The sequence below is a fragment of the Afipia sp. GW821-FHT14H12 genome (genome assembly GCF_058803465.1).
This window is the reverse complement of record NZ_JBXAOZ010000001.1, coordinates 701,317-720,110: the sequence shown is the minus strand read 5'-3', so window position 1 is coordinate 720,110 and position 18,794 is coordinate 701,317. Positions and strand designations below refer to the sequence as shown.

The window sequence follows — 18,794 nt, the reverse complement described above, 5'->3', positions numbered from 1 at the left end:
GCCGAAATGCCGCAGGATTCGGGCTATTTCGCCTGCACGAAGCCGACGATGTCCTTCACGGCCTTCATGGTCTCGAACGCGATAGCGCGGGCCCGTTCAGCACCCTTCACCAGCACGGCATCAACGTGACCGGGGTCCTGCATCAGCCGCTTCATTTCTGCGCCGATCGGGCCGAGCTTGTCGACGGACAGATCGACCAGCGTCGACTTGAAGCCGGAGAATTGTCCGCCGCCGAATTCGCGCAGCACGTCGGCCTTGGTGCGGCCGGAGAGCGCGGCGTAGATGCCGACGAGATTGTCGGCTTCGGGGCGCGACTTCAAACCGTCTTCCTCGGACGGCAGCGGCTCGGGATCGGTCTTGGCCTTGCGGATTTTCTGGGCGATGGCGTCGGCATCGTCGGTGAGGTTGATGCGCGAGTAATCCGATGGATCGGATTTCGACATCTTCTTCGATCCGTCGCGCAGGCTCATCACGCGCGTCGCCGGGCCGGTGATCAGCGGCTCGGGCTGCGGGAAGAACTTCGCGTCATAGCCCTTGGCGGCGATCGACTCCGAGAAGTCGTTGTTGAATTTCTGCGCGATGTCGCGCGCCAGTTCGAGGTGCTGCTTCTGGTCCTCGCCGACCGGCACATGGGTCGCGCGATAGACGAGAATGTCCGCCGCCATCAGGTTCGGATAGGCGTACAGGCCGACGGATGCGTTCTCGCGGTCCTTGCCGGCCTTTTCCTTGAACTGGGTCATGCGGTTCAGCCAGCCGAGGCGGGCGACGCAATTGAGCACCCACGCCAGTTCGGCGTGTTCGGCCACCTGGCTCTGGTTGAAGACGATATGCTTGTCGGGATCGATGCCGCTGGCGAGAAACGCCGCCGTCACTTCGCGGATGTTGTGCGTCAGCTCAACCGGGTTCTGCCATACGGTGATCGCGTGCAGGTCCACCACGCAATAGATGCAGTTGTGGGTCTGCTGCAACTTCACGAAATTGACGATGGCGCCGAGATAATTGCCGAGGTGCAGATTGCCCGTCGGCTGGACGCCCGAAAAAACCCGCTGAATCGCTGTCATGATATCGTTCCCGTGGAAGCGCCGCCTGAACCCGCCGGCTGCTTCCGCCGCTCACTTGCCACGCGAGCCCCGGTCGCGCAAGTCGCCGAAAGCCTCGCCCCAGCTCACGACATCGAACAGGTCGAGCAGCAGGCCATAGAACGAAATGCCGGCCGCCACCATGCCGCCCAGAATGGTGAGGCGCGGAAAGAACGGGGCGTTCTGCGTCAGGTCCGAGACGAAATATTGCGAGGTGAAAAGCGTCAGCCCCATGATGGCAGCGCACAGCGCGATGCGCGGCAGCCGCCGCCGCGCGTCGTCGTCGATGGAGAAGCCGAACGAGGATGCCCCGCGCCAGGTCAGGATCAGGGCGCAAACCCAGGCGCCGAGCGAGATGCTCGCGGCGATGCCGGAGACGCCGAAGCGATGATCGACGAGAAGACCCGCGATCACCGCGCTCGCGATGCCTGCGAGCGTTGCGAGAAGCGGCGTGCGCGTGTCCTCGCGCGCGAAAAAGGCCGGCGCCAAAACCTTCACCAGCACGTAGGCGGGAAGCCCTAGCGCCAGCACCGACAGCGCCTGCGCGGTCGCCACGGTGTCAGCGGCCGTGAACGCGCCGTGCTGGAACAGGATGCCGATGATCGGCTCGCTCAACAGGATCAGGCCAAGCGTGGCGGGCAGCACCAGCCCGACGGCGAGTTCGAGGCCGCGCGATTGCGCATGGGTGAGGGCAGAGCGGTCGTTGTTCTGGATCGCATGGGTGAACTCCGGCATCAGCACGGTGCCCATGGCGACGCCGACCATGCCGAGCGGCAGTTCGATCAGGCGGTTGGCGAAATAGAGCCACGATACCGCAGCAGGTGAACTGGATGCGATGATCGCGCCTGCGACGATCAGGAATTGCGGGCCGGAATTGGCGATCATGCCAGGCACTGCCTTGCGGTAGAAGGCGCGGATCTGGGGATTGAAGGAGACGCGGATGGGTGCGGCAAGGCCGCTGCGCCATGGGCGGCGCTGGATCAGCACCAGCATCTGGAAGCATCCGGCGACACCGACCGCGCCTGCGATGATCGTGGCGGATGTCTGCGCATCATGATGCCATGCAAGCAGGGACAGGATGATGGCGATCATCATGATGTTGAACAGCACCGGCGAGAATGCGGTGAGCAGGAAACGCCGTTCGGCGTTGAGCACGCCCATCATCACCGTGATCGGAGCGACGAAGGCGAAGTAAGGCATCATCAGCCGCGCATCGTCGATCGCGAGCTGCATGGTCTGGTGTCCGATGAAGCCCGGGGCCATCACCGAGATCACAATCGGCATCAACCCGGTGAACACCACGGCGATTCCGATCAGGATCAGGCAGAGGCTGCCCATGACCTGCCCGGCGAAGGTGGTGGCGGCGATCGCACCCTCGCTGTCGCGCAGCCGCAGATAGATCGGCACCAGCGCGGCGTTCAGTGAACCTTCGGAGAGCGCGCGGCGGGCGACATTGATGAATTGCAGCGCGACCAGAAAGGCATCCGCCACGGGGCCTGCGCCGAGCAGCGCCGCGATCAGCGTGTCGCGGAGAAAGCCCAAGATCCGCGAGATCAGCGTTCCGGCGGAAACCGTGAGGATGTGGCGGATCATCGGCGTTTTGGAGTGGGTCGAAGGTTCGGCTGCTTGCTGGCAGAGGGTTTGTCGTGATAGGTCGCGCTGGCGTTCAAACCGCCGCGAATACCCCCGCGTCTTACCAGCTTTAGCCGGTTTCGGCCTCATTCCGCAGGATTAATCTTAATGAACAGCGCCAAATACGATGTTCTTGGCATCGGCAACGCCCTTTTCGATATCCTGGTGCGGGTGGACGACAAGTTCCTGACCGACCACGGCATGACCAAGGGGGCGATGGCGCTGATCGACGAGGCCCGTGCTGCATCGATCTATGCGGACATGGGCCCGGCCACGGAGGTTTCCGGCGGCTCGGCGGCCAACACCATTGTCGGCATCGCCCAGCTTGGTGCGCGCGCGGCCTATGTCGGCAAGATCAAGGACGACCAGATCGGCCAGCTCTATGCGCACGACATCCGCAGCGCGGGTGTGGCGTTCGATACGGCGGCCGCAAAGGACGGACCAGCCACCGGCTGTTCCTACATTCTGGTCACGCCCGACGGTGAGCGCACCATGAACACCTATCTCGGCGCGGCGCAGGACTTGTCGGCGGCCGACATCGTCGAGGATGAGATCGCAGCGGCGTCCATCGTCTATCTCGAAGGCTATCTGTGGGACCCGAAGGACGCCAAGGATGCGTTCGTCAAGGCTTCACAGATCGCGCACAAGCACGGCCGCAAGGTTGCGCTCACTCTTTCGGATGCGTTCTGCGTCGGCCGCTATCGCGACGAGTTCATTGGCCTGATGCGCGACAAGACGGTCGATCTGATTTTCGCCAACGAAGCGGAATTGCAATCGCTCTACGACACGCAGGATTTCGACGCGGCGCTCGCGCAGCTGCGCAACGATGCCGCGCTCGGTGTCGTCACGCGCAGCGAAAAGGGTTGCGTGGTCGCCGCCAAGGAAGGAGTCATCGCAGTCTCGGCTTTCCCCGCGAGGAATGTGGTCGACACCACCGGTGCGGGCGATCTGTTCGCCGCAGGCTTCCTGTTCGGGCTTGTTCGCGAGGCCGGCTATGAGCAGGCGGGACGGCTAGGCGCAATGGCAGCGGCGGAAGTGATCCAGCACATCGGCGCGCGGTCGCAGACGTCGCTGAAAGAACTCGCGCACAAGCACGGATTACCCGTGTAAGAGGGAACTTTTCTCTGATCACAAAAGCGCGAGTTCTTGAACAAAGTTCCCGCGACAACCATATCCGGAACGAATCGAACCTGGCGGACGTTGAACCGCACTAATCGATACTGACCTGTTTTGAATTAACCTTTCCGAGGCGACGATGATTACCACTTGGGGCGAATGGAAGCGCTATCCGACGGCAGCGCGCGGTGACAAGCTTGAGGCACCGATCGGCCCCGGAATTTACGAAGTGCGCGTGGCTGCGACCGGCGCTTTGTTTGCTTTCGGCGCGGTCGATAACGTCGCCGAGGCGCTGGCGCGCGTGGGAATTCCTTCCCGCTCGTTGAAATCGTTTTTCATCCGGCGCGACACGATCGTGCTGCCGAATCTCGAATATCGCATCTGTGCGACCGACACCAAAGAAGCCGCGAAGATTGCGGCGGAGCGCATGATCGGTCGTCGCGAGGCCTATCTGTCGGGCGCCGCGTGAGCGCCTGACACGCACTTGGTCATGCCGCGCCGCTCAAACCGGAGTTGAAGCCGGTCTTGGCATGCAGCCTTTTGCGCACGACGGCCGACGCCGCGATGACCCCCTTCTCGACAAACGCTTCGTGATTGTCCTCGATGTCATCGAGGTCGTAGCAATAATTCACCATCAGCCCGTACGATTGCTTGAGACCCTTGGCTGATGTGTCGCCGAGATAATCGAGCTTCTCCAGCCGCGCGCCGTTGCCGAGATGGAAGCGCGCCACCGGATCGGCGACGCGGCCGCGCTTGTCCTTGGCTTCCAGAAAATAATAGGCCGCCGCCGCGAGCAGCACCGGCTTCACGCGCTCGGCAATTGCAGGATCGTTGATCCAGCCAGGCTGGTCGATGGCGGTGAGCACTTCCTTGTCGGCGGCGTCGAGCGCTGCCGAATTGTCCGCAGCTCGCTCGCGGGCGAGCCATGACGCGAATCCCGGCACCGGCGAGAGCGTCACGAAGGTATTAAGGTTCGGCCACTCGCGCTTGAGATCTTCGACCACCTGCTTGATCAGGAAGTTGCCGAAGGAAATGCCGCCGAGACCGCGCTGGGTGTTCGAGATCGAATAGAACACGGCGGTGGTCGCCTGCTGCGGGTCGATCGGCGCGCGGGCTTCCTCGAGCAGCGGCGCGATGGCGCCGGGAATTTCCTTCGTCAGCGCGACCTCGACGAAGATCAGCGGTTCATCGACAAGCCGAGGGTGGAAGAAGCCATAGCAGCGCCGGTCCGGCGGTGCGAGACGATTGCGCAGATCGTCCCAGTTCTTGATTGCGTGCACCGCCTCGTAGCGGATGATCTTTTCCAGAATGTTGGCGGGCGTGGTCCAGTCGATCCGGTGCAGCACCAGGAAGCCGCGATTGAACCATGATGCGAACAGATGGACAAAATCATTGTCGACCGGGCGCAGTTGCGGATGTTCGGCAAGATGCGTCAGGAGTTCTTCCCGCATCCGCACCAGCGCGGCGGTGCCGCCGGGCGCGAGGTTGAGGCGGCGGATCAATTCCTGCCGCCGGGGCTCGGCTGCGTCATGCAGGTCGCTGACGGCAGCGGGGCTCATGCCTTCGGCGCGGACCTTTTCGATCGCGCGCTCGATGGCCTCGCGCTCGGGACCGAACAGATCGGCCAGCGCATCGAGAAAGGCGAGACGCTGCTCGGGTGTCGCCGCTTCATAACCGGCGAGCAGTGCCTGGGCGAGCGCGACGCCGGTCGCTTCGCCGCGGCGGGACAGCAAGGTTTCACCAAGCTCGGCGAGCTCGCCATCGGCGATGCGGTGCGGCGATGCTTGCGTCAACCCACGGATCAGGTCGCGTCCGCGATCGGTCAGGGTGCCGAGCAGGTTCGTAAGAAAGGCGCGGTCGAATGTCAGGCTTGGCATCGGTCAGACGTCTCCGCTCATGGGACTACAGGGATATTCATTCCGGCAGCGGAATGAATTCGATCTCCTCAGGAACGTGCGCGAAACGGCCTGTCTTCCAGTCCTGCTTGGCCTGTTCGATCCGTTCTCGGTTCGAGGAGACGAAATTCCACCAGATGTAACGCGGCCCCTCCAGCGCGGTGCCACCCAGAAACATCATTTTTGTGGGCGTCACCGCCGTAATGGTGATGCAGTCGCCGGGGCGGAAGATCAGAAGTCGCGGCGCCTCATAATGCTCATTCGCGATCTCCACCTCGCCTTCGACGAGATAGACCGCGCGTTCCTCGTGGTCGGCGTCGAGCGGCGCGCGCGCTCCGGCATCGAGATTGACCTCGGCGTAAAACCATTCGGAGGTTTGATCAACGGGCGACGCCGCACCAAACGCCTTGCCCGCGATGATGCGGGCTTTGAGCCCGGTGTCGCTGACGAGGGGCAGGCTGTCGGCGCTGTAATGCTGGAAAGACGGCGCGATTTCCTCGCGATCCATCGGCAGCGCGATCCAGCTTTGCAGGCCAAGCATTCTTTGCCCATTGGCGCGCGGCACGTCCGGCGTGCGTTCGGAGTGAGCAATGCCCCGGCCCGCGGTCATCAGGTTCATGGCGCCGGGCTTGATCTCCTGAATATTGCCCTCGCTGTCGCGGTGCATGATGCTGCCGTCGAACAGATAGGTGACGGTCGCAAGGCCGATATGGGGATGCGGGCGTACATCCATGCCCTGGCCTGCGATGAATTGCACCGGGCCGAAATGATCGAAGAAGATGAAGGGGCCAACCATCTGCCGCTTGCCGTGCGGCAGCGCGCGGCGAACGGCGAAACCGTCACCGAGGTCGCGGGTGCGCGGCACGATCACGAGTTCGAGCGCATCGCAGGATTGCGGGTCGCCGAGGATCGGATCGTTGGACGGCATCCAGCTCATCGCGCATCTCCCTGGACAAGGAAGCGCGATTATACATCGATCAGAACGAGGCGCGAGAGTGCGGCGGTTAGACTAAAGCCCGTACCGCCACATCGCCATATCGTGAGGTCAGGCAGGCACTTGTCGTGGCGAGGCAGGTAACTTGAACCGCCGCTCATGAGGCTGCTTGACATCGCACCGGCCGCCGCGGATCGTTCCATTTTTGCACATTCGTCCTTCTGAGGTGGCTTGATGTTCACCGGCGCGGGGTTTGTTGCTTTCTGCTGTATTTTTGGAGCCAGTCTGGCAGGTTTGTTGCTAAGCAAGAAATTGCCTGAACGTTATCTCTCCGAACCGACGCACAAGACGGTCCAGCACACGATGGGCGCCGTCGGTCTCATGGCCGCACTTGTCATTGGATTTCTGGTCACGAATGCCAAGACCGATCTCGACAACAGCAGAAGGGCGATCGAGCAGTTCAGCACGAGCCTCAGATTGCTCGATCGGGAAGCGGTTCATTTCGGCTCGGAGGCTAAGCCGGTGCGCGAATTGCTGCGGGCCTTCACGGCAGCAAAAATTGTGCAGATATGGACGGCGGTCTCGCCGGATCATTCACGCAGCGTAACGACTCTGAACGAGATTCAGGATCGGCTGCGCAGCCTCGCGCCACAGGACGACGTCGGCCGGGAAGCCCGTGCGAGCGGTCTGCGCATGATCGAAGATCTGAAACAAAACAGCCGGCTGCTGGCCATTCAAATTGGCGCGCGCACTCCGCATTTTTTCCTGATCGTCGTGACATTCTGGTTGAGCGTGCTGTTTTTCAGCTACGCGGTCTACGCGCCACCAAATGCTGTCGTAGTCATCGCCTTTGCCGTTGCGGCATTCTCCATCGCGATGGCGGTCAACCTGATCGTCGATATGGAGCATCCGTTCGCGGGATACATCAAGGTTTCACCAGCGCCGATGTACGAGGCGCTGGAACAGATGAAGCTTTGATCCCATGTTGGGTAACACATAACCCTGACTCTGGCGCCGGAATTTCTTGAGCGAAATCAGAGCGCGCCGCCGACGGCACAACACATAAACCTGACTCAAATAACGCAATTCCCTGACTCAAACGCAGGTCTCTAACGCATATCCCTGACTCAATCGAAAAACGCCGCACCAAATGGTTGCAAGGCCGATCAGCAGCCGACGCCGATCGCCGGCCGAGTCCGCGATCGCGCGCGTTGGAAGGGTTAATGCAGGAGGCTGCCGGCGGGCAGGTGTTGCGGCCGGCGAAGAAGCGGGGCCGTTAAGGTTTGGGTGTCGCCATGAACTCTCATATTGACTTTTTCTTTCAAAACACGTATTTTACGTGGAAAGGAGACGTCCTTATGCAGTCCTTTACCTCGCTCGATCTGCAGCAGCGTACCGGAGAGATCCAGAGGGCAGCGATCTCGGAGCCTGTGATCATCACCAATCACGGACGTGCGCGGATGGTCATGATGACCGTCGAGGAGTTCGGCCGCCTCAAGCAGGAGAGCGGCGAGCTTGTGCCATCCGAGCTTCGCAGGGAGCGTAGAGCCGTCGTTCGTCGAGGCTTACCGGTTGATCCTCTTGGATACGATACTAGCGATCTGCGCGCTTGCGCTTTATCGATGGCGGAAGCTGCACTTTCCGGAAGAAATCGATCCTTCGTTGATGCCGAAATAGCGGTGGTCGAAAACCGGTTCAGGGGTCAGCAATGAGCGACATCTTCGAGGGCATGCGTCGCTCAAGGATACTCATTCCTGACAATACTCCTCTATCGCTCCTCGCGATGGCCGGGCCCGAGGCCCTCGATTGGCTTTTCGTTCCTGGTGCAGAAGTATGGATCACCGACATGGTCCGCGAAGAGGCTGTTCGTGAGCCAGACCAAGGTGGTGATCGGCGGGAATTGCATCGCCAGGATATCGCTGAATGGTTCGCGCGAAACGCACATCGCATAAATATTCAAACGACCGATGAGTTCGTCGAATATGAAAAGGCGATGAAGGTCTGGCAGATGGCGGGGATGCCGGCTGAGTTGAAGCCGAGTTGGGTAGGGCGCGGCGAGAAAAGTATCCTTCAGATTCTTGAAGGCGTCGAAAACTCGGTGGCCGACGGCGAGGCCGTGGTCGTGATCGCCGACGATGGTAAGGCTAGGGCCGCCATCAAAGCCCTCGACCATGTTGACGTCGATCTGATGGGGACTGAGACCTATCTACATTGGATGACAACGCGTTTCCAGGTTAAGGAAGCCGAAACAGCTTGGATAGCCATCCGGATTGCTGCTGATGACAAGGTCCCTGTCGAACGCGACGATGACCCAGTCCACGTATTCAAGATGGCATAATTCCCGTAGTCGGCGCCGGTGCGGATGGCGTTAAATATTTTGAGTCCGGACTTGCAGTTTTCGGTCATTCCGGTTGTCTGGTCAGGACAACAATTGCGAGATTCAAGATGTGGCAGTCCGATCAACGCGCGATGTCGACCGTGGATTTGACCGATACGGAGATGGCCCTGATCAATCAGGCCGAGGTGCCGGCGGAGCACGACTACGACTACGAAGAGGACCCTGAGTCGCAGACTGGTCCCGGAATGGCACGTTGAACTGAGCTAGGCGCGGCTTGCGTCCTTATTCGATGTCAGCATGGGTCACGCGGAGGCTGTTCTTTTCGAAGTTGGCGTCAGCGACGGCCGCGACGAAGATAGATTCGGAAGAAGGGTTTGGATCAGATACCCGACCCGAACCTCTTTAGGGCCTGCTTCATCAGTTCGTCGTCGTCGATCTCTCCGCGTGTCCATCCGTCCAGCAGTTCCTCGGTTTCCGGTAGTACGTGTCCACCCTCGATAGCGGTGTTGGCCACGGCGAACCGAGCGGCTCCAGAACGGGCTTCGAAGTCGGCTGCCGCTGCCTTTTTTATCTCTCGGCTTCGAATGCTGTTCGAGCTCATGGTCGATTCCTTATTCTGTAGCGGTGGACATTCAGAAATTCGCTGAGACGAGGTTAAGGTTTTGGACTCGGAAATCGCTCTTTAAGCCGTCGATTTAGCTCCTGGTAGCTGAGACTTATCTGGTCGTCCTTTGACTTCACGAATTCGCTGGCTGCGCCGAAAGTCGCCCAAGCGGCGGCCATAGTCAGGACCGATGTTACCGTGTCGTTGTCCTTCAGCGGGATTTCGACGTCTCCGAGAAAATTCGGAGGCGTCTTATGTTTTTCTTTGCCCTGGATCGCGTGCTTGTAGTTGACGATGACATGCAGAATGTCGTTGTCGACCGCCGTCGGCTCGATTGAATAGTAGAAATGCACCTGTTCGCCGTCTAGCTCCGCTCCCTCGATATCGAACGCGATCGGTTTGGCGATCTTCTTAGTGAAGTAGGCGGCTATATCTTCGGCTTGCATCGTTTGGGTTCCGGGTGACCCATGCAGCCTACGATGGCAGTGCGCAAGGCGGTAGGCAATTTCGGACGTTAAGGACCTCGTGGGGATGTCGGCGGCGCCGCGTTCAGGCGAGATTGAAGTTTTTTGTATGCCGTCGCAATTCGGTCCTCGTCGGGACCGGCAGCCGTTAAACGGAGGCTATCCTCGCCGAAGTTGGCACCGGCCACGGCCATGTCAAAAATAGATTCCAGCGTGTCGCCGTCCTCGAAGGGTATTTTGGCTTCTCCGCAATACTTCGCTTGGCCCCTTTTCTCATCAAAAATCATTTGAAATCTGAAGGTCAATAGCACGTGCACACTGTTGCCATCGACTGCCGTCGGCTCCATCGCGTAATATCGACGGATGATGTCTTCATCGTCGTTCATTAGATCAATATCGAAGTGGATCGGCTTCGCGAGCTTCTTCGTAAAATACGACGCTATGTGTTCCGCGTTCATGGGCACGATCTCCTGTTGTTCCAGGAATCGTAAGGGCACGGTCTGCAAGTTCAAAGGGGGAAGTAAGTAGCCCAGCACTCAGCGCGATTGCCTGTGCCGGGTGCCGCTAATGGCGAAGGCAGACCTGCGATAGAAGTATTGTCCGACCTCTTTGTTGCCGATGGCGGGCTCAATGCCTTGTTGCCGCAGTTGCTGAACCAGCGTCCGCACATGGGTCTCACGTTCTGCGGCGATTTCGGCGGCAGAGATGTATGTCGACGAAAAGGCTTCCAGGCTTTCAGGGTCGATGAGATTTCTGCTCCGGTTCCGAAGGCCGATCCCAACCGACGTTGCGTCGATGTAGCCCAACCGGACCAGCTTTCCAAAGACCAGCCAGGTCAGTCCCAATTTCCGCCTTCCAGCTTCCATAGTCTGGCTCTCATCGACGTTCGCGCCCGCATCTCGAAGGGCCTTCACGTCGTCGAGGTCGACCAGGATTTGCATCATTCCGAATGCGCTTGCGAGTTTGCCGGCGCATCGTAGGCTACCGTCGATCAGGGAAGAGACGATCTCGAGGGTTGAGGTTTGGGCGCGCTTACCTGCGCTGATCACATCGCACAACTTGCCTGGGCTTCCGAGTAAAGGCGCATCTCCCAGAAGCTTACCGATAAACGCGTCGAGATCACGTGTGCGGAAAACGTGCTCCTTCACACCCGTCGACACGTGGAGAAACGGCACCAAGGTCCCTGAATCACAGAGGGCGGCCATGGGCTGACGCGGTAATGCCAGATAGTCGCGGGCATCATTGAAACTGATTCTGTCACGGAGCTCGGCCGCGGCTTTCTCGACGACCGGTGCCCTGAGTGCGATCTGCCAGTTCGGCTTTCCGTCAGTGGTCCCGTCAAGGTGACCGAGCGCCTTGAGAATCCGCCGCGTTGCGGAGGGCCCAACGCCTACAGCCTTGCTTGCATGCCAAAGCGTGTAAAGCCGCCTTTCTCCGACGGGCCGGCCGAACAAAAGGTCATCACCTGCGAGCGGCACGTGATCCAGCGCATGTTCGCGGACCAGCTCCCGAACGTTGTCATAGGCAGTATCGCGAGTGTCGTGCGACAGCCATTCGTAGATCCTGCCATAGACAACCCGCGGACCCCATTTGCCCATCGGTATGTCCGGCGCGGCTACAAGCCGATCGAGGAAGCGAAAAAGCCCATCCCTACCGTCCGCAAAAACTGTGTAGCCCGCTGCGAGAGCTTTCGGTGCTTCGACGTCGCCGCCGAAGGAAGTATACCCGCGCACACCGGCCGCGGCCACCGCGCCAAAGCGGTCCATGAGCCGGATGGCATTCCAAAGAGGAAGTGGATCGAGGATCGGATTGAAGACCCTAGGCATGAAGCCAAGACGACCAAGCAGGTAGGCCTCGGCGCGCACGTCCTCGACCGGCTCGGAAGCGAGGGTTGCAAAGTCGCCGGTGCCTTCAGCCACGAAGCGGATATCCAGAGACAAGTGATTGACCGACGCGTCCGGACACGCCGGATGTCGGTCCAACAAAGCCTGCCGATGTATCGGGCACACCGTCATCGCCGGCAAATTCCACCACGACCTCACGTGGGGCAGATATTCCTTGCGTCGGTCGTCGTGAGTGAGGTCGCCCCGAATGCAGGACGGACAGACCCGCAGACTTGAATAGGACCAATCGTCGACGTGCAGCAACTCCCCGTTGAGATGAACCCGTTCACCCTCTACGCGGAAGGTGGCCGAGTCCAAATTGCCTATTTCCGCACCTGAGAGATCGGCGATTTCGGCATTCCGCAGGCCGCGAATGATTTCGCGATAGGGGATCGCGTGATCACCGCCGAACGAGACAAGGGAGTTCACACCGTTGCGACGGGCTAACCGGTTCGCCAGGGCGTAAGAAGGCTCGTCAGTCCACAGCGGCACGCGGGAGCTCAGAAGTCTATGTCTCGTCCCCGCGCCCGTCATGACTGGGCTGCGGCAAGGAGTTCGGTGCGGTACTTCGGGTCAGACTTGGATTTCAACACGTCACGGCGGCGGTAGAATACCTGACGGCAGCGCGGCGGCGCTGCCGCGGGTGCAACGCCCGCCGCTGCGAGGAGCTTGATCAAGGCGCGAGGCGTCAGACCGACTGACTGCGCCATCCGGGTGCAAGCGATGTAGTCACGTCGGAAATTTTCAAGGTCCGAGCGGGCAATCCCGGAGGGACCGCACTTTACAAGCCCCAGCCTCACAAGCCCGTTGAGCGCTTCCCATTTTAACCCCAGGATCGTAGCGGCGTCGTTCAGCGGCATCGTACCGCGGGCCTGTTTTCCGAGTTCGCGCAATGCCCGAAGCGGAACGAACGCGCCGGCCAATCCGCGTCCATCCTGAAAAGTTGAAAGGCGCAGCCGTCCGTCGAGAACCGCAGCAACCGCCACCTCCATCGGGCAGCGCGCAGTCCGGCACCCTTCCGGAAGCGAGATCGCCTTTAGATCGAATTTTTTTTCGACGCTCTGCGACAAGCGCATAACGAAGGCGTCCACATCCTTGTCCAGTAACAAAGCACGGTCGGCGCCGAACATTCCGAGCACCGCCAGTCTGCGCGCTTGAGTCCTTCCGATGCCGAGACGTTTTGCGGCTGCCGCCATGCCAATGCCCGTCTGACGCTGCGCGATGATCTCGTCCACGGCCTCAACGGAAATCTTGATTGGCGTGCCGCGACGCGTGCGTTTCGGCAGCAGTCCACGGATACCCAATTCGCGCCGGGCTCGCTCAAAGCCCATGCCCATGCGCACGGCTGCGTGGCGGACCGAACAAACTTCGCGGGGCTCCTGCGATACTCCGAACACCGGCTTGGATATCGCCACGCCATGAGCGAGTGCGTGACGCCGTACTCGCTCCTTTAACTGCTCAGCAGCCGGGCCCTCGATCTTGAGAAGCCTCGAGTGAAATGTACCATAGGTAGCCGACGCGCCCCATCTACCGGGGCCTGTGACAGCTTGCGAAGCCAGGTTATCCAACATCGCATCGAAGGCGGCCGGCCAACTGGAAAGTGTCCTGTAACCGGCGTCCAGCACGGTGTGTCTTTCGGACGCCGCAGCGTCGTGAATACGATGACCGGCCACCGAGGCGGCGCCTGTGAGTTCAAGGACTTCAATAGCCTCGCCGAGAGAACTGGAATCCAGCACGCCCGACGCTGGACGGGGAAGGCCGGCGAGACGGGCAACGATGTATGCGTCACCAGTGCATTTTTCCACGGTTTGAACGTCCACATCCGCGATGCGGTGGCCCGCTGGGCAGTTCCCAACGGTGGTGTTACGGAAATCAAGCTTCGCCTGGCATATACCGCAGCATCCGACGAGCTTCACGTGGTGGACCGGGCATACCGTGACCGCGCGGATATCCCACCAATTTCGGTGCCATGCTCGAGGTAACCGATCGCCGGCTTGCGACGATGCATCTCCCGCAAGACAGATCGGGCAAGCCCGGCGGCCTGCATGCACCGACCACTGGCGGCGCCGCAGCAACTGGTCGCGCAGAACGATGCCGGCCGTCGACAGCCTGGCTGTGTCGTACTCCATGGCATTGATGTCGCCACAGACGGACGCCGCGATATGCGCGGCATGCATCCCCTGCGCCAGATCGAACCAAGGCACTCCGACTTGGGTCAACATTTCGGAAAGACGAGGAACGCCATGCGCCTGCGCCAATCGCATCAGGTACCCGATCGCGCCTTCGCCGTCGTTCCGAAATGGCCTAATCGTAAAAATCATCGCGGTCATCGATGTCAGTATCGTTAGCAGGGGGCTTCTTCATTCCTTTGAGGAATGTCTTTCCGTCCGCGTCGAGGGCCTCCTTGCCCTTAGGAGGCCTATAGTCGCGAATGTTCGCGATCAGGAAAGGATTCTCTTTCGCGTTCACCGCATATGGACGCTTGTACGCCTCGCCGAGGTATTCTTTCATCAAGGGATCGTCTGCGGCGAGGGCGAAGGTGGCGGCCTCCTGTACGAAGTAGGCCATCCGGCCGACGTAACCCCTGGACGCCATCATGAATCGCTCCGGCATGTCGCCTTCCGTGAATCCGCATGTCGGCATCGCGATCCTTTCTTCCAGACCGGTGAGGAATGAAAGGAGCTTCTTGTGGTCTTTCACCGGGACCAGCGGCGTCAATTCGAGGAAGTGTGATCGGCGTTTGACCTCCTTCCATATGTCGATAAAGGACGTCACACCGGGAAGTCCGGACAGCACGAGTTGTATCGGATTATCCTCGGACACCATCAGCGACTTTAATGTCATCGCGATCTTTTCGCGCTCTACGACGTTGCGACCGGTCAGCACGTTGTGCATTTCGTCGATGACCAGAATTGCGACGTCCTGAGCCGCAAGGTTCGCAACGACGCGATCCCATATCTCGTTCTCCCGGAGTTTCTTGCGCGGGCGGTACTTGAGACAGTGAAGTATCTGCAGCCCTAGCGTGCTCAATGTGCACGGTGCCGGCGCTACGACCTGCAGAAGCGGGCGGTAAGGTCCCTCAGGAGTCTCTTCCTCCTGCAAATCCGGATGCTTTCGCAGTTGCTTGAGGATGTGGGTCTTGCCGGCCCCAGTGCGGCCATGGATGACGAGGCAGTGACCATCGATGCCGGCATCGGCACGATCCACCAAACCCTCGAAATAAGATTGTGCGACGGCGAATTTTCCGGTCGAAACATTGATCGCCCGGATCGCTCTCAACTGCTCCCGTCGCGCGATTCGTTTGGGGTCCTTGCTGCGGATGCGGTTGAACTTGCGGTCGGATGGCAGCTTCGCGAACAAGGCCTCATCCGGGTCCCTTGTGGGCTCCCGGCCTGGACCTTTTTGCTGACGTTCAGTCATCGTGAGCCTCGTTGCTGTCACCCTTGTTCCAGTGCTCGACGTCATCCTCGTCGATCAGTCCCCTCGGCTGTCTTTTGATGTCGATATCGGCTGATCGGTTAGACTGGTTCTCGGTTTTTCGTCTTTTCCGCAGGAAAGCGCGCAGCATTGGTTGATCCTTGCTGCCTGGAACGCCGGTCTCCATATCTTTGGCCGTGGGCACCAGCGACGCTTCGTCGAATTCCGGAGCGCCCTCCGCCGAAGGCGCTTCACGGACTTGTCGGGCGGCGTCGGCTGCGGATGCGCTTTCTTCCGTGAACCGCCACAAGCGTTCGGTCTCATCCTCCTCCGCGAGTTCTTCGAAGAATTCCCGTTGCGCTTGTTCAAAGTGGGCGTCAGGCACTTCCTTTTCGGCCACGCCATGGCCGCCGGCGCGGGAAGCGGGATCGGTCATCGCCGGTTCCTGGTCGGCCGCGTCGTCTGCATTTGCCCTCCACGCCTTGCGGTTTCGTGGCTTCATATTTTTCTTGCTGTCGTCGTCCGGATCGATATCGAACTCATATTTCGGGTTGTTGACTTCTCCTTCGATCCACCGGTATTCGGCCGTCGTGATCTTTCCGTGAGGTCTGTGACCCATTTTCCTGGCTTCCAGGATCAGAGCCTCTCTCGCCTTCAGGAGCGTGGACCTCGCTACCCTCTGCCCTTGCTTGGTGCGCTCCTTCGCTGCGCGCACCACGTCCATCCACATCTGCAACGTGAGGCCTTCAATTAGGTGCATCTGCTGACAAGGTACGCGGGCCCAGCGCTGCCCCTTGGCATCGAGGACAAGCAGCGCCGAAAGGTCCAGCGGATCCACTTTGACCATCCACTCTTGACCCATGTGGCCGGTCCTGCGGAATTCAGCCAGCTTCGGGTCGCGGTAGGTGAGGCCCATAAAGGTGATGCCGTCGGCCTGAATCGTGCGGTTCACGATAAGGCCGATAAGTGGCGCGAGATCCGCAGATTCCGGAGGGAGTCTGACGCCGCAGCCAGACAGTGCTTCCCACCTCTGAAGCGGGGTCTGACCGAATGAGCGGCTGTTCGGCCGATTGTGATAGATATCCACGACCCAACGCATGAACAGAAGCTGGGTCTGCTCAAGGGTCATCCTGGCGCGACCTTGGGAATCATAGTCACCGCGCTCCTGGATGTTTGAAAATGTCCTTCCCGGAAATACCGAGAGGAAGTCGCGCGAGACCTCTCTGAAGAACCTCTCCACCTTCCCCTTCAGGTTCGGCTTTCCGACCGGTACAAGCCTGAGCTCGAACTGAAGCTGGCCCGCAGCCGCGACTAATGAATTGGAGCGGTACGCAGGTCCATTATCGACCTTGACCATCTCCGGTACGCCATAAACTGGATAGGGCGACTCCGCTCCGGATGCCGTCGTGTCTTTTTCGAGCACGGCCATCCGCAGCGCCTGCATCACGGTTGTCCAACTCGGCTTCTCCACGCCGATATGCCAGCCGACGATCATGCCGGTCGCGAGGCAGATGCCTGCGGTCAGGTTGGCGCGGCCGCGTTCCTTGCCGTTCTGATCGACCAGCAGAATATCGAGCGGCGTCTCGTCGAATTCGACGATCTGCAACGGGCGCACGGCCATCGGAGATTTACCGATTAGCCGCGACTGATGGTCGGCTTCCTTGCGACCTTTCCGGAAAAAGGTTTCCTCATAAGGGTCGATGTTCGCCTTTATCCAGCGCCATACGGCCATCTCGCTCGGCGCTTCCAACTCGCCGCCGACCCGCCCTTCGTTCAGCTTTTCGATGCTCCGACAGACTAGGTCGTACACCACAGTCAACGGCGGTCTCTCGAGGGTCAGCCATTTCTGTCGCACGCAGTCCGCGATGATCGCACGCACGGCAGGATCAAGCTTGGCATCGTAATTGCCACGGCAATGTGTAAGCGGGGCGAGGGCACCGAGACGGCGCCCCGCTCGGCGCCAACGCATGTACCAGTCGCGAAGAGTGGATCCGGATACTTTCCTCTCCCGCACGTCAAACTGACTTGTGCCGACAATGAACTGGGCCAGCAAACGCTCGGTAACCTTCGCTGCAATCTTCGTGTACCCGTCCTCTGGCCGTTTGTTGTAGGTCTTGGCAGCGAAACCTTCGTCACACGCGTTTACGTATTCCAGCCGGAGCAACATCTCCGCCTGCTGCTCGTCGGTGAAACTCTCGAACGGACGAGCCACGACCTTAGCGGCCTCCCCTTCAAGGGCCGCAAGCTCGCTGCGGACGATCTTCATCCGGCCCGCGGGATCGAAATAGATGTTCCGGAGCTCTACCCCTGTGAAAGTACGCTCGATCTCGCCGCCGATGGAACGGAGTTTCAAGGTTCCGTCGTGTCGCGACACTTCAGCATACCAGACGGCGTCTATGATGATGATATCGCCCTTGCCGAGGCGAATAAGTGGCGCGTTCACAAGCGGCCTCCCGCAAACAGCAGCACGGCGCTATCGTCCAACGGAGAACGCGCGCACGCGGGGATCAACTGGCCCAGTGCGACCATTCTGATCACCCCCCAGTAGGCAGATGCGCCGAGCCCCGAAGCCGAGCGGATGTCGCGTATTGTCGCGCGGTCTACGATCCGCCGAAGATCGCTGATCGCTGAATGCATCGCCAATTTGGTGGTGGAATCCTCGAATGTGGTGTTACCGCTGACCAGGAGCTCGGCGTTGCCCAGCCTCGGCATGGATTTCAACTCCCGGTCCGTCCAAAGCTCCATGTCGTCGTAGCCCTTCTTGATGGCTGCGGCGCGGGCATAACCATAAAGCTCGGCTAGTTCATACTTGATCACCTTCGAGAGCGGCTTTACCTCGACGAGGTACTTCTGGCCTCCGCGGCGGAAGACTTCGAAGTCGAACGTCGTGTCGTAAAAGTCCACGCCGTCAGACCAGTGCAGCTTCATCGGTTGCTCCGAATAGCCGAGAACGTCGTCGTCGCATTCGACAAGCTGAATGTAGTCGCGTTCGAGGATGCTTTCATATTGGATCATGCGCCGGTTCTTTTCCGATGGCACGTAACCGGTAAAGTGACCGCTGCGGTAAGTTACGACCTTACGGCTCGAGACAGATCGGCCCATATGCCTGACGCGATTTTCAACTGTCATTTGGGACCTACAGTCAACGAATCTGCTGCGACGACGTGGTGCCGGCACCATTTCGGAAGCAAGCGGCGGGAAGCGGTTGGTTAGATGAGGCGCGAATTCCGAGTGCGGGTGGGATCCGCTTGGGAAAGTGGCTCAGGTGGAAGACAAATTCCAAGGTCATCGCAGCACTCGTACTCTGGACATGAAAGTGTGGCGCGACACTATTCGCGCGCTAGTTGCGAAATCGTTTTCCTAGGATTCGTCTGATACCGATATGATGAATCGTCCGTGAAGTCGGGTCTGCGGATTGAGTCAGTGGACTGA

18 protein-coding genes are annotated in these 18,794 nt (G+C 60.0%); 6 read left to right on the top strand and 12 right to left on the bottom strand.

All coding sequences use genetic code 11. The features are described 5' to 3' along the window. Positions 1-23: 23 nt before the first annotated feature. Together trpS and murJ are read right to left on the bottom strand one after the other, a co-directional pair. Positions 24-1,061, bottom strand: a complete 1,038-nt coding sequence (trpS, locus tag AC1RNA_RS03595) for a tryptophan--tRNA ligase (protein WP_492950294.1) — start codon at positions 1,059-1,061, stop codon at positions 24-26. Positions 1,062-1,112: 51 nt separating this feature from the next. Beyond that, the gene (gene murJ / locus AC1RNA_RS03590; protein ID WP_492950293.1) at positions 1,113-2,672 is read right to left on the bottom strand and encodes a murein biosynthesis integral membrane protein MurJ; all 1,560 of its coding nucleotides are present in this window, start codon (positions 2,670-2,672) and stop codon (positions 1,113-1,115) included. A gap of 147 nt (positions 2,673-2,819) precedes the next feature. On the opposite strand from murJ, the gene AC1RNA_RS03585 reads away from it, so the two are divergent. Next, positions 2,820-3,821 (top strand): adenosine kinase, encoded by a 1,002-nt coding sequence (locus tag AC1RNA_RS03585; protein ID WP_009338817.1) that lies wholly within the window; start codon positions 2,820-2,822, stop codon positions 3,819-3,821. A gap of 145 nt (positions 3,822-3,966) precedes the next feature. After that, a complete protein-coding gene (locus tag AC1RNA_RS03580) occupies positions 3,967-4,296 on the top strand; it encodes a hypothetical protein (protein ID WP_009338819.1) in 330 nt (109 codons plus the stop codon). A gap of 19 nt (positions 4,297-4,315) precedes the next feature. Here AC1RNA_RS03580 and AC1RNA_RS03575 read toward each other — a convergent pair whose 3' ends face one another. Then, the gene (locus AC1RNA_RS03575; protein WP_009338820.1) at positions 4,316-5,704 is read right to left on the bottom strand and encodes a malonyl-CoA decarboxylase; all 1,389 of its coding nucleotides are present in this window, start codon (positions 5,702-5,704) and stop codon (positions 4,316-4,318) included. A 37-nt stretch (positions 5,705-5,741) separates the two neighbouring features. After that, positions 5,742-6,659 (bottom strand): pirin family protein, encoded by a 918-nt coding sequence (locus AC1RNA_RS03570; RefSeq protein ID WP_492950292.1) that lies wholly within the window; start codon positions 6,657-6,659, stop codon positions 5,742-5,744. 231 nt (positions 6,660-6,890) lie between these two features. Here AC1RNA_RS03570 and AC1RNA_RS03565 point away from each other — a divergent pair, with 231 nt between their 5' ends. From AC1RNA_RS03565 to AC1RNA_RS03550, 4 genes are all read left to right on the top strand, one after another. Beyond that, positions 6,891-7,634 (top strand): bestrophin-like domain, encoded by a 744-nt coding sequence (locus AC1RNA_RS03565; RefSeq protein WP_492950291.1) that lies wholly within the window; start codon positions 6,891-6,893, stop codon positions 7,632-7,634. A gap of 317 nt (positions 7,635-7,951) precedes the next feature. Then, entirely contained in the window at positions 7,952-8,368 is a 417-nt protein-coding gene (locus tag AC1RNA_RS03560; protein WP_492950290.1) for a type II toxin-antitoxin system Phd/YefM family antitoxin, read from the top strand. After that, positions 8,365-8,994, top strand: a complete 630-nt coding sequence (locus AC1RNA_RS03555) for a hypothetical protein (RefSeq protein ID WP_492950289.1) — start codon at positions 8,365-8,367, stop codon at positions 8,992-8,994. Before AC1RNA_RS03560 ends, AC1RNA_RS03555 begins: the two co-directional genes overlap by 4 nt. A 107-nt stretch (positions 8,995-9,101) precedes the next feature. Continuing rightward, positions 9,102-9,251 (top strand): hypothetical protein, encoded by a 150-nt coding sequence (locus tag AC1RNA_RS03550; RefSeq protein WP_492950288.1) that lies wholly within the window; start codon positions 9,102-9,104, stop codon positions 9,249-9,251. 122 nt (positions 9,252-9,373) lie between these two features. On the opposite strand, the gene AC1RNA_RS03545 is transcribed toward AC1RNA_RS03550, so the two are convergent. The 8 genes from AC1RNA_RS03545 to AC1RNA_RS03510 form a co-directional block, all read right to left on the bottom strand. After that, complete coding sequence (locus AC1RNA_RS03545; RefSeq protein WP_492950287.1) at positions 9,374-9,595, bottom strand: antitoxin VbhA family protein; 222 nt, start codon at positions 9,593-9,595, stop codon at positions 9,374-9,376. A 53-nt stretch (positions 9,596-9,648) separates the two neighbouring features. Further along, positions 9,649-10,044, bottom strand: coding sequence for a hypothetical protein (locus AC1RNA_RS03540; RefSeq protein ID WP_492950286.1), 396 nt, complete (start codon positions 10,042-10,044; stop codon positions 9,649-9,651). 68 nt (positions 10,045-10,112) lie between these two features. Continuing rightward, on the bottom strand, positions 10,113-10,520 hold the full coding sequence (locus AC1RNA_RS03535) for a hypothetical protein (RefSeq protein WP_492950285.1): 408 nt from the start codon (positions 10,518-10,520) through the stop codon (positions 10,113-10,115). A 78-nt stretch (positions 10,521-10,598) separates the two neighbouring features. Continuing rightward, positions 10,599-12,437 (bottom strand): TniQ family protein, encoded by a 1,839-nt coding sequence (locus AC1RNA_RS03530; protein WP_492950284.1) that lies wholly within the window; start codon positions 12,435-12,437, stop codon positions 10,599-10,601. A 38-nt stretch (positions 12,438-12,475) separates the two neighbouring features. Beyond that, the gene (locus AC1RNA_RS03525) at positions 12,476-14,275 is read right to left on the bottom strand and encodes a TniQ family protein (RefSeq protein WP_492950283.1); all 1,800 of its coding nucleotides are present in this window, start codon (positions 14,273-14,275) and stop codon (positions 12,476-12,478) included. Next, a complete protein-coding gene (locus AC1RNA_RS03520; RefSeq protein ID WP_492950282.1) occupies positions 14,250-15,365 on the bottom strand; it encodes a TniB family NTP-binding protein in 1,116 nt (371 codons plus the stop codon). The genes AC1RNA_RS03525 and AC1RNA_RS03520 overlap by 26 nt, the downstream gene beginning before the upstream one ends. After that, positions 15,358-17,805: a TnsB C-terminal domain-containing protein gene (locus AC1RNA_RS03515; RefSeq protein WP_492950281.1), complete on the bottom strand. Its 2,448-nt coding sequence runs from the start codon at positions 17,803-17,805 to the stop codon at positions 15,358-15,360. The genes AC1RNA_RS03520 and AC1RNA_RS03515 overlap by 8 nt, the downstream gene beginning before the upstream one ends. Further along, complete coding sequence (locus AC1RNA_RS03510) at positions 17,802-18,491, bottom strand: hypothetical protein (RefSeq protein ID WP_492950280.1); 690 nt, start codon at positions 18,489-18,491, stop codon at positions 17,802-17,804. Before AC1RNA_RS03510 ends, AC1RNA_RS03515 begins: the two co-directional genes overlap by 4 nt. Positions 18,492-18,794 lie beyond the last annotated feature (303 nt).